General features: G+C 72.3%; 17 protein-coding genes. 8 read left to right on the top strand and 9 right to left on the bottom strand.

Annotated elements, in window-relative coordinates; genetic code table 11:
• The first annotated feature begins 58 nt into the window (after nucleotides 1-58).
• Nucleotides 59-1,000: an alpha/beta fold hydrolase gene (locus tag ACXR8F_RS13865; RefSeq protein WP_458801285.1), complete on the top strand. Its 942-nt coding sequence runs from the start codon at nucleotides 59-61 to the stop codon at nucleotides 998-1,000.
• Nucleotides 1,001-1,090: 90 nt separating this feature from the next.
• Here ACXR8F_RS13865 and ACXR8F_RS13860 read toward each other — a convergent pair whose 3' ends face one another.
• A complete protein-coding gene (locus tag ACXR8F_RS13860) occupies nucleotides 1,091-1,543 on the bottom strand; it encodes a flavodoxin family protein (protein ID WP_458801283.1) in 453 nt (150 codons plus the stop codon).
• A gap of 131 nt (nucleotides 1,544-1,674) precedes the next feature.
• On the opposite strand from ACXR8F_RS13860, the gene ACXR8F_RS13855 reads away from it, so the two are divergent.
• Entirely contained in the window at nucleotides 1,675-2,295 is a 621-nt protein-coding gene (locus tag ACXR8F_RS13855) for a class I SAM-dependent methyltransferase (RefSeq protein ID WP_458801281.1), read from the top strand.
• A gap of 5 nt (nucleotides 2,296-2,300) precedes the next feature.
• Here the strand turns inward: ACXR8F_RS13855 and ACXR8F_RS13850 are convergent, their stop codons facing one another.
• Entirely contained in the window at nucleotides 2,301-2,516 is a 216-nt protein-coding gene (locus tag ACXR8F_RS13850; protein WP_045192117.1) for a sigma factor-like helix-turn-helix DNA-binding protein, read from the bottom strand.
• 147 nt (nucleotides 2,517-2,663) lie between these two features.
• On the opposite strand from ACXR8F_RS13850, the gene ACXR8F_RS13845 reads away from it, so the two are divergent.
• From ACXR8F_RS13845 to ACXR8F_RS13830, 4 genes are all read left to right on the top strand, one after another.
• Nucleotides 2,664-3,065 carry a VOC family protein gene (locus ACXR8F_RS13845; protein ID WP_045192116.1) on the top strand — a complete coding sequence of 134 codons (402 nt, stop codon included), beginning with the start codon at nucleotides 2,664-2,666 and terminating at the stop codon, nucleotides 3,063-3,065.
• Nucleotides 3,062-3,397 (top strand): YnfA family protein, encoded by a 336-nt coding sequence (locus ACXR8F_RS13840; RefSeq protein ID WP_458801278.1) that lies wholly within the window; start codon nucleotides 3,062-3,064, stop codon nucleotides 3,395-3,397. Before ACXR8F_RS13845 ends, ACXR8F_RS13840 begins: the two co-directional genes overlap by 4 nt.
• Before the next feature lie 119 nt (nucleotides 3,398-3,516).
• Nucleotides 3,517-3,777: a metal-sensitive transcriptional regulator gene (locus ACXR8F_RS13835; RefSeq protein WP_045192115.1), complete on the top strand. Its 261-nt coding sequence runs from the start codon at nucleotides 3,517-3,519 to the stop codon at nucleotides 3,775-3,777.
• A gap of 80 nt (nucleotides 3,778-3,857) precedes the next feature.
• Nucleotides 3,858-4,370 (top strand): hypothetical protein, encoded by a 513-nt coding sequence (locus ACXR8F_RS13830; RefSeq protein ID WP_045192114.1) that lies wholly within the window; start codon nucleotides 3,858-3,860, stop codon nucleotides 4,368-4,370.
• Here ACXR8F_RS13830 and ACXR8F_RS13825 read toward each other — a convergent pair.
• Genes ACXR8F_RS13825 through ACXR8F_RS13815 form a run of 3 tightly spaced genes read right to left on the bottom strand, consistent with a single transcriptional unit; the run spans nucleotide 4,340 to nucleotide 7,751 of the window.
• Nucleotides 4,340-5,641 (bottom strand): class I SAM-dependent methyltransferase, encoded by a 1,302-nt coding sequence (locus ACXR8F_RS13825; protein WP_458801276.1) that lies wholly within the window; start codon nucleotides 5,639-5,641, stop codon nucleotides 4,340-4,342. The genes ACXR8F_RS13830 and ACXR8F_RS13825 overlap by 31 nt on opposite strands.
• A gap of 2 nt (nucleotides 5,642-5,643) precedes the next feature.
• On the bottom strand, nucleotides 5,644-7,077 hold the full coding sequence (locus ACXR8F_RS13820) for an FAD-binding oxidoreductase (protein WP_458801274.1): 1,434 nt from the start codon (nucleotides 7,075-7,077) through the stop codon (nucleotides 5,644-5,646).
• A gap of 47 nt (nucleotides 7,078-7,124) precedes the next feature.
• Complete coding sequence (locus ACXR8F_RS13815) at nucleotides 7,125-7,751, bottom strand: LysE family translocator (RefSeq protein ID WP_045192110.1); 627 nt, start codon at nucleotides 7,749-7,751, stop codon at nucleotides 7,125-7,127.
• 72 nt (nucleotides 7,752-7,823) lie between these two features.
• Between ACXR8F_RS13815 and ACXR8F_RS13810 the strand changes: the two genes are divergently transcribed.
• A complete protein-coding gene (locus ACXR8F_RS13810; protein ID WP_458801273.1) occupies nucleotides 7,824-8,366 on the top strand; it encodes a DinB family protein in 543 nt (180 codons plus the stop codon).
• Here the strand turns inward: ACXR8F_RS13810 and ACXR8F_RS13805 are convergent.
• From ACXR8F_RS13805 to ACXR8F_RS13795, 3 genes are all read right to left on the bottom strand, one after another.
• Nucleotides 8,353-9,693: a DUF6596 domain-containing protein gene (locus ACXR8F_RS13805; protein WP_458801271.1), complete on the bottom strand. Its 1,341-nt coding sequence runs from the start codon at nucleotides 9,691-9,693 to the stop codon at nucleotides 8,353-8,355. The two genes, ACXR8F_RS13810 and ACXR8F_RS13805, sit on opposite strands and share 14 nt — an antisense overlap.
• A complete protein-coding gene (locus ACXR8F_RS13800) occupies nucleotides 9,694-10,095 on the bottom strand; it encodes a YciI family protein (RefSeq protein WP_458801269.1) in 402 nt (133 codons plus the stop codon).
• Nucleotides 10,096-10,217: 122 nt separating this feature from the next.
• Complete coding sequence (locus tag ACXR8F_RS13795; protein WP_458801267.1) at nucleotides 10,218-11,228, bottom strand: GTP pyrophosphokinase; 1,011 nt, start codon at nucleotides 11,226-11,228, stop codon at nucleotides 10,218-10,220.
• A gap of 84 nt (nucleotides 11,229-11,312) precedes the next feature.
• Here ACXR8F_RS13795 and ACXR8F_RS13790 point away from each other — a divergent pair, with 84 nt between their 5' ends.
• On the top strand, nucleotides 11,313-11,846 hold the full coding sequence (locus ACXR8F_RS13790) for a GNAT family N-acetyltransferase (RefSeq protein ID WP_458801265.1): 534 nt from the start codon (nucleotides 11,313-11,315) through the stop codon (nucleotides 11,844-11,846).
• Nucleotides 11,847-11,869: 23 nt separating this feature from the next.
• Here the strand turns inward: ACXR8F_RS13790 and ACXR8F_RS13785 are convergent, their stop codons facing one another.
• Entirely contained in the window at nucleotides 11,870-13,789 is a 1,920-nt protein-coding gene (locus ACXR8F_RS13785; RefSeq protein ID WP_458801381.1) for an APC family permease, read from the bottom strand.
• Nucleotides 13,790-13,819: the final 30 nt, after the last annotated feature.

The following is a 13,819-nucleotide window of genomic DNA, read 5'->3' as shown; positions in this document are numbered from 1 at the left end:
CCACGGGCACGGTCGGGACCGGTCGGCGGCGCCCGGCCGGAGGGGTTACCGTGCGGTCATGACGACGCTGCCGGCCACGGCACCCCTCGGTCTCGCCGCCCCGTGGGGCGGTCGCAGCCACACGCTCGACCTCGACGGGCCGGTGCACTGGGTCGACTTCGGCGGCCCTGACCAGGCACCCGACGGCTCCGCCGGCAATCCGCCGGTCGTGCTCGTCCACGGCCTCGGCGGCTCGCACCTCAACTGGGTCGGCATCGCGCCGGCGCTCGCCCGCTCGCGTCGCGTCGTCGCCCTCGACCTGCCCGGTTTCGGGCTGAGCCCCGCCGAGGGGCGGTCGACCACGGTGCACCACAACGCCGCGATGCTCAGCCGCTTCGTCCACGAGGTGCTCGGCCGCCCGGCCGTGCTCGTCGGCAACTCGATGGGCGGCATGGTGTCGCTCCTGCTCGCCCACCGTCGCCCCGAGCAGGTCGCCGGCCTGGCGCTGGTCGACCCGTCCCTGCCGACGCCCGGCCTGCGTCCCGACCCCCAGGTGGCGCTCACCTTCGGCCTGTATGCCGTGCCTCGGGTCGGCGAGCGCTTCGTCCGGAGCCTCAACACCCGCTACACCGACCGCGAGCGGGTGCTCGGCACCGTCGACCTCTGCTTCGCCGACCCGAAGCGGGCCGATCCCGACGTCGTCGACGCGGGCGTGCGCCTCGTCGCCTGGCGCCGCGAGCACGGCATCTCCGAGACGGAGTTCCTCGGCGCGGCGCGCTCGATCCTCGCGATGCTGCGCCGGCCCCGGCGCTACGACGCCCTCATCGCCGGCGTGCGCCAGCCGGTGCTGCTCGTGCACGGCACCCGCGACCGGCTCGTCCCTGTCGGAGCCGCCCAGCGCACCGCGCGGCTCAACCCGGCGTGGCGGACGGCATACCTCGACGGGATCGGGCACACGCCGCAGCTCGAGGCTCCCGAGGAGGTTCTCGGTCACCTCGAGCCGTGGCTCGGGTCGCTCTAGCGGATCGGTCGCAGGCGCCTCACGAGACGCCGTGCGAGACGCGCGCGGCGAGCTCGGCGCCCCAGCGTTCGGCGCGTTCGACCTCCCCGGTCACGACGGGTCCGGGCGTTCCCTCGACCCAGAACGTCTCGCCCTGCTCAGCCCGCTCGAAGCCCTTGTGGCGCAACGCTTGGCCGCTGAACGCGCGGCGGATCCGGGGAGCATCCGCACGTGGACCCGCGTGTCGAAGGTGACGACGGGAAGGTCCGCCCGTGGCGTCAGCGAGGCGATCCACTCGCGCAGGCCCTCGCGGGACGAGGTGGCGCCCTTCGTCGTGGCGTCCTGCCTCGTCTCCGGGCGCGTCATGCCGAAGGCGTGCGTGGGGCCCCCGACGAGCAGCAGGTCGACGTCGTCGTCGATGGTGACGGGCGCGTCGTCGACGTGGACGAGCCGCACGCTCCGGTCGTCCTCCGGTCTGCCGCGTCTCAGGCCGGCGGCGATGGCCGCCGCGATCTCCCGGGTGTTGCCGAACATGGACTCGTGGACGATGAGGACGTTCATCATGCGCACCCCTTCCACGCTCAACGCTACGCCGGGGCTGGGGTGGTGTCCGGGGATCGTGACGAACGAGACGGGCGGCGTCACAATGGGATTCGCGGCTGCCACCGGGTGGTCGACAAGCAGGAGGAGAGCCCGTGGACGCCAAGGCCTGGGACGAGCGGTATGCCGCCCACGACCTCGTGTGGTCGGTCGAGCCGAACCGGTTCGTCGCCGAGATCATCGGACCGATGACGCCGGGTCGTGCCCTCGACCTCGCTGCGGGGGAGGGGCGCAACGCGATCTGGATGGTCGAGCAGGGCTGGTCCGTCGTGGCTCTCGACTACTCGGCGGTGGCGGTGGAGCGGATGCGATCGCTCGCCGCCGACCGGCTCGGCCACGACGCCGACCGGCTGACCCCGGTCGTCGGTGACGCGACGGTGGCGCCGCCCGGCGACCCCGACTCGTACGACCTCGCCCTGCTCAGCTACCTGCAGCTGCCCGCCGACGAGTGGCGCAGTGCGCTGCGGGCCGCTGTCACCGCCGTGCGCCCTGGTGGGCGCGTGGTCGTCGTCGGGCACGCCGGCCGCAACCTCGCGGAGGGCTGGGGCGGTCCGAGCGACCCAGCGGTGCTCTACGACCCCGACGCGGTGCTCGACGCCGCGCAGGGGCTGCCCGTCACCGTCGAGCGGTCCGGCATCCGGGAGCGCCCGGTCGACTCCGACGAAGGACAGCGGGTCGCGCTCGACACCGTCGTCGTGCTGCGCCGGGAGGGTTAGGCCCGTCAGCGGCGGCCGTACTTCTTGTGCACCGCCTGCCGGCTCACGCCCAGGGCCTCGGCGATCTCGGCGAACGACAGACCCTGCAGGCGGGCCCGGCGCACGACGGTCGCCTCGGTGCGGTCGGCCTCGCGGCGCAGCTCGCGCGCGGCCGCGAGCGCCGCGCGCGGGTCGTCGTCGCCGGTCGCTCGCGCGAGCTTCAGCATCTCCTCGACCTCCATCGTCGGCTCCGGTCCTCACGCCCTCGTACCGTTGTCAACCTGTGTTGACAACGGTACGAGTCGCCCTCGGGTTCGTCAACCGGGGTTGACGCGTCCGGTGACGAACCCGGTGGTTGTGCCGACGGCGTCACCGGCAGGATGTGCGGCATGGCACTGGCCCTCTCGCACACGACGATCAACGCCCTCGACGCCTACGCGCAGTCGGTCTGGTGGGCCGACCTGCTCGGCTACCACGAGGACCCCGACGACCCCAACGAGCCCGGCCACCACGAGTGCCTGATCTTCTCGCCCGACGGGTCCCACCGGCTGCTGCTCATCCAGGTCGACGACGCCAAGGTGGTGCGCAACCGCGTGCACCTCGACCTGCGCCCCACCGACCGCCCCCGCGACGAGGAGGTCGAGCGCGTCCTGGCACTCGGCGCCACCGTCGACCAGGACTGCCGCACCGACGACGGCCGCGGCTGGGTGGTCATGGCCGACCCCGAGGGCAACGAGTTCTGCATCCTGCGCAGCGACGACGAGCGCCGCGCCGCCGGGGACATCCCGTGACCGTCGCCCGCTCCGTCGTCCTCTTCGTGGTCGCTGCCCTCGCCGAGATCGGTGGTGCCTGGCTCGTCTGGCAGGGCGTGCGCGAGCACCGGGGCTGGCTCTGGGCGGGAGCGGGTGTCATCGCCCTCGGCGCGTACGGCTTCGTGGCCACGCTGCAGCCCGACGCGAGCTTCGGGCGCATCCTCGCCGCCTACGGCGGGGTGTTCGTCGCCGGCTCGCTGGCCTGGGGCATGGTCGCCGACGGCTTCCGGCCCGACCGGTGGGACGTCGCCGGGGCGCTCGTCTGCCTCGTGGGCGTCGGCCTCATCATGTACGCGCCACGGCCTGGCTGACCTGCCGACGCGTCGTCTCCCTGCGGACCCGGGCGCACCCGTCGATTGGCCCGCACACGGCATACGACCCCGGGTACCATCGAGACGTCGCCGAGGGTTGCCTGCCATAGGAGCGTGCCGTGGAGCTCGACCTCGACGAGATGCAGTCCGTCATCCGCCGCCTCAACCGCGCCCGCGGTCAGATCGGTGGCATCGTCCGGATGATCGAGGAGGGGCGCGACTGCGCCGAGGTCGTCACCCAGCTGGCGGCGGTCTCCCGCGCACTCGACCGGGCCGGCTTCGCGGTCATCGCCTCCGGTCTGCGCGAGTGCCTCGCGAACCCCGACGGCGAGGGCGTCGACGTCGCGAAGATGGAGAAGCTCTTCCTCTCCCTCGCCTGACGGCCGCCCGTGAGGCGCCCGTGCGAGGTCTGGACGAACCGGGCACCCGGGGGGACCATGGAGGGCACGGAGGTGGCGCCATGAACCTGCAGCCGAACGCCCCCAGCCCGACCGTCGTCGACGACCATCCGGCCGTCGTGACGTCGGAAGACCTCGCGCGCCACCTCGAGCGGGTGCGCCTGCACCGCGCCGAGCTGCGTGAGTCCGTGGCCGCCGTCGACCTCGCCCTCGAGGCGCCGATCGCGCGTGGCGGCATGTTCCGCGAACGCGTGCGCGCCGCGCTCGCCGAGCTCGCCCACGACTTCGACGACCACGTCGCCCTCACCGAGAGCCCGGGCGGCATCTACGACCGAGCCACGCGCACGGCCCCACGTCTCATCGGCAAGGTCAACCGGCTGCTCGCCGAGCACCAGGACCTGCGCGAGGCGATCCACGGCTACCTCGCCGTCCTCGAGCACGGCGGCACGATGGCCGACCTGCCCGTCTTCCGCGAGGAGCTCACCGTGCTCATGGGCCGGCTCGTGCGCCACCGCCAGAAGGGCGGCGACCTCGTCTACGAGGCCTACGACGTCGACCTGGGCGGCTCCGGCTGACGCGTCGGCTCCACCTGGGGTCGGAGCGGGAAGCCCGAGACGCCCTCCGCGCTCGTGCGTGACGCCAGCACCTGGTGCAGCTGGATCCCGTTGTTCTCGAAGCCGAGTCGCGAACCGGCGAGGTAGAGACCCCACACGCGCGCGGTCCCGATGCCGGCCAGCTCGACGCACTCGTCCCAGTGCTTGCGCAGGTTCGCGTTCCACGCCGCGCACGTGCGGGCGTAGTGCTCGCGGAGGTTCTCGTGGTGGCGCACCTCGAAGCCCTCGTCCTCCATGACGCGCACGATGTGGCCGCTGCCGGTGAGCTCGCCGTCGGGGAACACGTAGCGGTTGATGAAGCCGCGTGACGGGAGGCCGTCGTGCCTGTTGTCGGGCCGGGTGATGCAGTGGTTGAGCAGGCGGCCCTCGTCGCGCAGGCGGTCCCGCAGGAACCGGAAGTACGCCGGGTAGTTGCCGACGCCGATGTGCTCGGTGAGCCCGATGGAGCTGATGGCGTCGAAGCCACGCTCCGTCACGTCGCGGTAGTCGCCGTGCCGCACCTCGGCCCGGTCGGCGATGCCGTCGGCCTCGATGGCGGCCCTGGCCCAGCTCGCCTGCTCGCGCGACAGCGTGACGCCGAGGGCGGTGACGCCGTAGTGCTTCACCGCGTGCCGCACCATCCCACCCCAGCCGCAGCCGACGTCGAGCAGGCGCATGCCCGGTCGGAGGCCGAGCTTCTGCGCGACGAGGTCGTACTTGTAGGCCTGGGCCTCCTCGAGCGAGGCGTTCTCGGTCGGGAAGCAGGCGCACGTGTAGGTCATCGACGGCCCGAGCACGCGCTCGTAGAAGGCGTTCGACACGTCGTAGTGGTGGCTGATGGCGGCGGCGTCGCGACCCTTCGCGTGCCGCAGCCCCTGCGCCATCCGGTGCAGCTGGCTGGGTGTCTCCTCGCGCGGCAGTCGAGGCGGGTGCGGCCGGTGCCGCGCCACGAACCGCGCCAGCTCAGCCGCCTCCGTCACGCTGGGCCGGCGCGGGGTGAGGCCGTCACCGATGAGCCGCAGCACCTCGTACGGGTCGGCCTCGTCGATGCCCTCGATGACGAGGTCGCCGAGCAGGTACGCGCGTGCCAGGCCCAGCTCGGAGCCGCCGGTCAGCAGGTGGTTGAGTCCCTCGGGGTTCGTCAGCCGCATGACGATCCCGTCGGGGCTGCCGCCCGCCGAGCCGTCCCACGCGACGAGCCGCACGGGGGCGTCGCTACCGAAAACGAGGTCGAAGGCCTGTCCCACCGTCATGGTCATCGAGCCTGCACCGCCTTCTCGTAGAGGGTGGGGAGACGTCCCCCCGGGTCGTAGCGGTCCTTGACGGGCGCGTACCCGTCGCCGCCATAGAGACGCGCGAACGTCGCCTCGTCGTAGTACGCGTCGGAGTAGAGCGACTTGTGGCCACCGAGCCGGGTCACCTCGGCCTCGATGCGCCGGTTCACGTCACCGTCGACGGCACCCGGCTCGATCGGCACCGACGACCAGAAGCCGACGTTGACGTAGCGCTCGTCGCGGGCCATCGGGTAGAGCGGCCAGGGCGTGCCGGTTCCCCTGTCGCGCAGCTGGATCGGGCACAGCCAGACCGGCTCGATGGGGACCTCGCGCAGGAACCAGTCGACGAACTCGGCCGTGCGCTCGAGCGGGATCTCGACGTCCTGCACGACGCGCTCACGGTCGGGCAGCCGGCGCAGCCGGTCGATGCGCGACATGACGTGGTGCCGGTTCTCGAAGGCGACGATCCTCCAGTAGACGTCGCTGCGCAGCAGGTGCTTGGGCCAGAGGCGCCGGATCGTCGGGTGCTGCGCGCCGAACGCGCGGCTGCACCAGAACCAGTCGGTGTCCCAGCGCCAGAGGTAGTCGTGGGCGGTGAGCACGTCGGTGCGGCGCTGCTGGATCGAGCGGTAGAACACCTGCTCGCCGGTGTAGTCGCTGGGCCGGCGCTGCCCCTCGAGGTGGTCGGTCCAGCGCCCGAGCGTCAGGTACGCCTCGGTCGGGCCGAAGACGACCCCGTCGACGAAGTCGACACGGTCCCCGTCCCAGGTGTGCGACTCCATGACGGGGCCGACCGCGTCGGTGAGGGCGGCGACGGAGTCGAAGCGCTCGTGCCGCAGGGCGACGTAGGGCCGGGCCGGCTCCAGCTCGATGACGAGGTCGAGGGCGTAGCCGAGGGAGCCGTAGGAGTTGGGGAAGGTGCGGAACAGGTCGGCGTGCTCGCCGTCAGGGGTCGCGGTGACGACCTCGCCCGCGCCCGTGAGCACTCGCATCTCGAGCACCGACTCGTGCGGCAGCCCGTTGCGGAAGGACGCGGCCTCGATGCCGAGGCCGGTGACGGCGCCGCCGATCGTGATGGTGCGCAGCTGCGGCACGACGAGCGGCACGTAGCCGTGCGGCAGCAGCTCGTCGACGAGCTGCTCGTAGGTCGTCACGCCGCCCACGCGTGCAGTGGCCGGCGCGCCGTCGACACCCGGCCGCACCTCCACGACGCCGCGCAGGGCCGACAGGTCGAGGCCCGGGGTGCCGGTGTCGCTGCGTACGCGGAAGAGGTTCGACGTGCGCTTCGCGAGCCGCACCGGCCGGTCGGGCGGGAGGGCGGCATACGCCCTCTGGACGGCGGCGACGGCACGCTCGTGCTCCCGAGCCCGAGTCGACGGGTTCGGGTCGGCTGCGGTGACTTGAGGGGTCGTCACGATGGCAGTCAAGCAGAGAAGTCTGGGAACGGCGCGTCTTCGTGCCGCTACTCTCGGGCGATCATGACGGCGCCGAGCCCGACCATCATGACGCCGCCCGTGGCGCCGAGCTTGTCGAGGCGAGCAGGCTTGCGCGCGAACCACTCCCGCGCTCGGGCCGCCAGCAGCGCCCAGACGCTGTCGCTGCAGATGGCGAGCGCGCCGAAGACCGCGCCGAGCACCGCCATCTGCACGGCGACGTGCCCCGCGGCCGCGTTGGTGAACTGCGGGAGGAAGGCGACGAAGAAGAGGATCGTCTTGGGGTTGGTGAGGCCCACAACCATGCCGATGCGCAGCGCGTGCCCCCGCTTGGCCGAGACCTGCTTCTCGAGCGCCTCTCGCGCCTCGTGCCGGTTGCGGACGGCCTGCACGCCGAGCCAGATGACGTATGCCGCACCGGCCACCTTGACGACGGTGTAGGCCGTGACGCTCGCGGCCACGACCGCGCCGAGGCCGACCGCGACGAGCACCGCCTGGGTCGTGACCCCGATGGCGTTGCCGACGACCGAGAGCAGCGCCTCGCGCCGCCCGACCGTGAGGGCACGGCCGATCGTGAAGAGCAGGCTGGGGCCCGGGACCTGGATGAAGAGGATCGACGCGACGAGGAAGGCGACCCACTGGCTCGACGTTGGCACGCGCCCAGTGTGCTCCCGCCTGCGCGTAAAGGGCAGGCGTTTTCCAGCCGGCGGACACTAGCGTCGGGCGCCATGACGACGCCTTCGAGCACCCAGCGCACCGACCCGCCCCTCGCCGCCGACGAGGCCACCACCCTCGTCGCGTTCCTCGACTACCACCGCGACACGCTCCGCATGAAGACGGAGGGGCTGACGGCCGAGCAGCTCCGGACGCGGCTGGCCCCCTCGACGCTGACCCTGGGCGCCCTGCTCAAGCACGTCGCGCTCAACGAGGCGAGCTGGTTCGGCCGGGTCCTGCACGGCCGTGAGATGCCCGAACCGTGGGCGAGCGCCGACTGGGAGGCCGACCGTGACTGGGAGCTGACCTCGGCCGCCGACGACAGCCCCGAGGAGCTGCGCCGGGTCATGGACGAGTCGGTCGAGCAGGCCCGTCGTGACATCGACGCGGCGCTCGAGGAGGGCGGCCTGGACTTCCGCTCGGCGACGCTGAGCCGCAAGGAGAACCAGGAGTTCACGCTGCGCTGGATCCTGCTGCACATGATCGAGGAGTACGCCCGCCACAACGGCCACGCCGACTTCTTGCGCGAGAACGTCGACGGCGTCACGGGGGAGTGAGTCCGGCTCTCCTCAGGCAGAACCGGCGCAGGGGCTCGACCGCGACGACCTCGGCGAGGTCGCGGTAGCGCGCCGCCGCGTGCTCCCGCCGTCCCGTGCGCCACTCGAGGTCGGCGAGAGCGAGGGAGGCGTCCCTGCTCGCGTATGCCGGAGCGTGCGACTCGAGGGACGCCAGCTCCCGCTCCACCTCCGCCAGCGCGACCAGGATGTCGTTGGGGGTGTCGTCGGCGCCGTCGTCGGCGGCGCCGTCGTCGTCCCGGGCGACGAGCAGCGCCTGGGCGGTCGCGACCAGACGCGCCACCCGCACCGAGGGCGAGGGCCACCGCTCCTCGAGCGCGCCGTAGAGCTGGACGATGCGGGGCCAGTCCGTGCTCGCGAACGTGGGCGCGCTCGAGTGCAGCCCCGCGATGGCCGCTTCGATGGCGAACCGGCCGTCACCCGCGGCCGCGACGGTGGCGTCGTCGAGCCCGGCGTTCAGGAGGGCGCGGTCCCACGTGCGGCGGTCGACCTCGTCGAGGGCGAGGCCGGTGCCGTCGGCCGCGACCCGGCCCGGACGGCGTGCGAGCCCGAGCCGGATGACGGCCCGCAGCCCACGCACCTCGGTGTCAGCGGGGTAGGCCGCCACGAGGGCATCGGCGATCGAGAGGGCCTGGCGCCCGGTGTCGGCCAGCGCGTCGGCCGGGTCGAGCACGGTGCGGTGCGCGACCGTGAACATGCCTGACACGCAGGCGAGCACGACGGGCAGTCGGCGCGCACGTTCGGTGGCGTCGGGCACGTGGAAGGTGCCTCGTGCCTCGGACAGGGCGCGCTTGGCGCGGGTGAGGCGCGCCGCGGCGGCGGTCTCCTGCACCCCGAGGTGGCCGGCGATCTCGGGGACGGTGAGCCCGCAGACGACGCGCAGGGCCAGCACCATCCGGGAGGCTGGGGAGATGGCCTCGTCGCAGGCGACGAAGAGCAGTGCGAGGCGGTCGTCCAGTCCCGCGAGGGCGTGGGCGGACAGGTCGTCGGCATCCATGGCGGTGCGGTCGTTGACGATGTGGTCGACAGGGTCGGACGAGGGGTCCGTGTCGGGACGGGCGAGCTCGGGGGCGAGCCGCCGCTCCACGGAGCGGCGGCGGGCGTCGTCGAGCCAGGCGCGCTTGGCGACGGACGTGCACCAGGCGGCATACGACTCGATGGCGGCCCCGCCGGCGCGCTCGTGGGCGGCGGCCCGGGCGACGGCCTCGGCGGCGTACTCCTCGGCGTCGTCGAGGCTCCCGGTGAAGGAGGCGAGGGCGCGCACGATGCGCGGCCACGCCTCCTCGAACTCACCCGGACCGAGCGGCACTCACATCCCCGTCGTCGGGAACACCTTGCGCCACTCGACGTGGCCGCCCGTCGGGACGAGCGCCGCGATGCGGCGGGCGGTGTCCTCGTCGTCGGCCTCGACCACGTAGAGACCGGAGATCACCTCGGACGTGTCGGTGAAGGGCCCGTCGGTGTAGACGGCGTCCTCGACCTTGCGGTCGCCGGCACCGGGAACCACCCGACCGCCGTGCTTCGAGTCCTGCAGTGCCTCCCCCGTCACGATGCGGGCCCCCATCTCGGCGACGGCCTTGGCGAAGGCCGCGTGGGCGGGGAAGCCGCCGTTCAGCGAGTTGGCGCCGTCGTCCGGTGCCGAGGCGCCGGGGAGGTAGGCGTCGGAGTTCCAGTCGCCTTCGTGGATGAGGTAGACGTACGTGTCGGCCATGGCCGGCTCCTTCTCTGCTCGGGTGCGCAGTCTGCGATGTGCTGCGCGCGGTGCGGCGACCCTCGCCACATCATCCTGACGAACTCGGCCCGCAGGAATCGACACGTGCGCGGGGTCTTTTCTCAGCCCCGGCCGAGCCGCTCGAGGCGGCCCTCGAGAGATGGCCTGCGGTGGGCGTTGCCCTCGAGGTCGAGGTAGCGCTCGCCGAACGTGGCGAGGAGGGCGTCGTCGAGCCGCCGCACCGCGCCGGGCGGGTACTTGTAGCCCATCCGTGCGATGAGGTCGACGTCGTCGATCGGCTCGATGACCTCGGCGAGGCGGTCGACCGAGGTGATGCCGAGCTCGAGGAGCAGACCGGACACCCAGGCGTAGTGGTCGGTGCGTGACCAGCCGGCGTCGGCGTACCTCGTGGCGAGGAACTTCGCGAGGTCCTGCGAGCTGATCCGCGGGTCCTGGACGGCGGCATCAGGCGGCGTGGCAGGCAGCGCCATCTGCAGCCGGTCGCGGATGGCCGAGAACTCCCGGTCGGCGAGCTCGATGAGTCCGGCAGCGAGGGTGAAGCGGCGGTCGAGGTCGTGGGCGTGCTCCTCGGGGACCGTGCCCTTGTAACGGATGTCGTGCTCGAACTCGGCCCACGCGTGCTGGAGCACCGTGCGGATCTGCACGGAGGCGCTGCGCCGGCGCAGCCCCTCGTAGGCGGCGGGAATGGTCCGGCTCGCGTCGACGGCGACGAGCAGGTGCCGGCTGGCGTAGCCGAAGCGGCCGGACCGTGCGGTCTCGAGGCCCATGTCGCGGTCGTCGAGGACGGCGAGCTCCTCGGCGAGCAGCTCGGCGACGGCGGCGACGTCGTCGTGGACGTAGGTGATGACGCGCACGCCGACCTGGTCGGTGATGTCGACCAGCGGGTCGGGGTAGAGCAGCTCGCCGTCGCGGCGGCGCTCGGCCTTGGCCGTGAAGGAGGCCACCGTCTTGGTGCGACCGCTCACCGTCAGGTAGTTGATGCCGGCCTCGTCGAGCAGGGCGCGCACCATCTCGACGAAGAGGGCGGTGTGGGCCTCGACCTCCGGGCGGACCGCGGCGTAGGCCGCGGCGATGTCATGGCCGGGCGTCGTCGCCGGCTGCGTGTCGGACATGCGGCCATCCTGCCTTGGAGTCGGCTCCGGCGTGCGCCGGGAAAGGCGTGGACTCGGCGGGCGCCGCGGTGCGAGCGTGGCGCCATGCACCTCGAGACGCCCCGCCTGAACATCCGACCCTGGTCGCACGACGAGGCGGACCGGGTGCTGGACATCCAGAGCCGGATGGAGGTCGTGAAATGGCTCGGCGACGCCGAGCCGGTGCTCATGAAGGACCTCGACGAGGCCCACGAACGGATCGACCGCTACCACCGCCGCAGCGAGGCACCCCCGCTCGGCTTCTGGGCCGTCGAGGTGCGCGAGACGGGGGTCGTGGCCGGCTCGGTGCTCCTGCTGACGCTTCCGAACGCCGACGACGGAGAGGTCGAGGTCGGCTGGCACCTGCACCCCGACTCGTGGGGGTACGGCTACGCCACCGAGGCCGCGACGGCCGTCATCACGCACGGCTTCGACGCGGGGCTTCCCGAGATCTACGCCATCACCCACACCACGAACGCCGCGAGCCAGGCCGTCTGCCGCCGTCTCGGGCTCGACGACCTCGGGGTCATGGAGAAGTGGTACGAGGGCGAGTCGCGGGTCTACCGGACCACGCCGGACGCGTGGAGGGAACGCGGCTGACGGGAGCCTGGCTGACGGGAGCCTCAGCCGCCGACGTGCACCTGCGGACGCCTGGTCGCATCCGGCTCGGCACGACGGATGATCTCGTGCGTGAGGGGTGGGATGTCGCCCTCACCGGCCAGCAGGAAGCGCAGCACGTTCTGCCCCGGGGCCTTCTCGCTCCACTCGAAGTAGACGTGCGGGGGCTTGGTCACCCGGTCGCGGACGTCGAGCAGCACGGCGGCGAGCACGTTCGGCACCGACGGCCCGGTCGCGCGGAGGATGTAGTGGCCGCCGACGACCGCGGAGCCGACGTGCACCGTCGTCGCGAAGTCGCTGGCGTCGCTGATCTCGACCTCGAGGAAGATCGCGCCCTGCCGGGCGTTGAGGTGGTTGTGCATGCGCACGTCGAGCGACTTCGCGCGGTACTCCTCGCGGTCGCCGGCGTTGATCTTGTTGGCGATGAACCGCAGCGGCTGCGGGCCGAGCGCCGCATCGTCGAGGATCGCCCTGGCCCCCTCGTCGTAGACCACCCGCTGCACGCGCAGCTCCGTCGAGCGGACGATCCGCGACCAGACGCTGATGACGACGATGAGGGCGATGAAGACGAGGGCGATGACGAGACCCTCGGGACGCTCCTCGATGGTGATCGTGATCGTGTAGACGAAGATCGCGCTCACGACGGCGAAGAAGCCGGCGGCCCCCCGGTGGCCGCGGCGCAGCTCGGTCAGGAACACGGCGATCGCGGCGGAGGTCATGAGCGCGAGCACGCCGGTGGCGTACGCCCCTGCCTGCTCGTCGACGTTGGCGCGGAACGCGAGCGTCACGACGGCGGCGATGAACGACAGGACGAGGACCAGCGGGCGCGTCGACCGGGCCCAGTCGGGGGCCATCCCGTAGCGCGGGAGGTAGCGCGGCACGATGTTGAGCAGACCCGCCATCGCCGAGGCGCCGGCGAACCAGAGGATGCCGATCGTCGACGCGTCGTAGAGCGTGCCGAAACCCTCGCCGAGCAGCTCGTGCGCGAGGTAGGCGAGGGCACGACCGTTCGCCTGCCCACCCGGCTCGAACTGCTCGTGCGGGATGAGCAGCGTCGTCACGAGCGAGGACCCGATGAGCAGCACGCTCATGATGAGGGCGGCGGTCGTCAGCAGCTTGCGGGCGTTGCGGATGCGGCCCAGCGGCTGCTCCGTCGTGTCGGTCGCGTCGCCCTTGACGAGCGGCATGACGACGACACCGGTCTCGAAGCCGGAGAGGCCCAGCGCGAGCGCCGGGAAGACGAGCAGGGCGGCGCCGATGACGCCGAACGGGGCGGAGTGTGCCGCGGTCATCGCGTCGACCCAGTCGCCGAACGCGCTCGGGTGGTCGCCGATCTCGACGATGCCCCGCACGAGCACGACGGCGCTCAGGCCGAGGTAGGCGACGACGAGCACGACGGCGAGCCCGATGGCCTCCTGGAACCCCTTGAGGAAGATGGCGGCGAGCAGCACGAGGAGCGTCAGCGTGACGCCCACCTGGTGACCGGTGAGGGTCGACTTGAGGTAGGGGTTCTCGATGAGGTGCGCGCTCGCGTCTGCGGCGGACAGCGTGATGGTGATGATGAAGCCGGTCGCGACGAAGCCGAGCAGGCTGAGCACGAGGATCTTGCTCGGCCAGTACGACAGGAGCCGTTCCAGCATCGACAGGCTGCCGTCGCCGTGCGGGCTCTCGGCCGCCACCCGGCGGTACATCGGCAGCGCACCGAAGAGCGTGATGAGCACGAGGACGAGGGTCGCGATCGGCGACAGCGCGCCGGCGGCGAGCGCGGCGATGCCCGGCTGGTAGCCGAGTGTCGAGAAGTAGTCGACACCGGTGAGGCACATGACGCGCCACCACGGCTGCACGTGCTGCTGCTCCTGCGCCTCCGACTCCCGCTCGTAGTAGCCGCCGGGATCGGCCTCCTCGGCGTCGAGGAACCACCGCATCAGGGGCGTGCGCTCAGCGCGCTGCGTCGT

The organism is Terrabacter sp. AAH1, from assembly GCF_054456855.1.
This window is presented reverse-complemented; position numbering and strand designations above follow the sequence as displayed.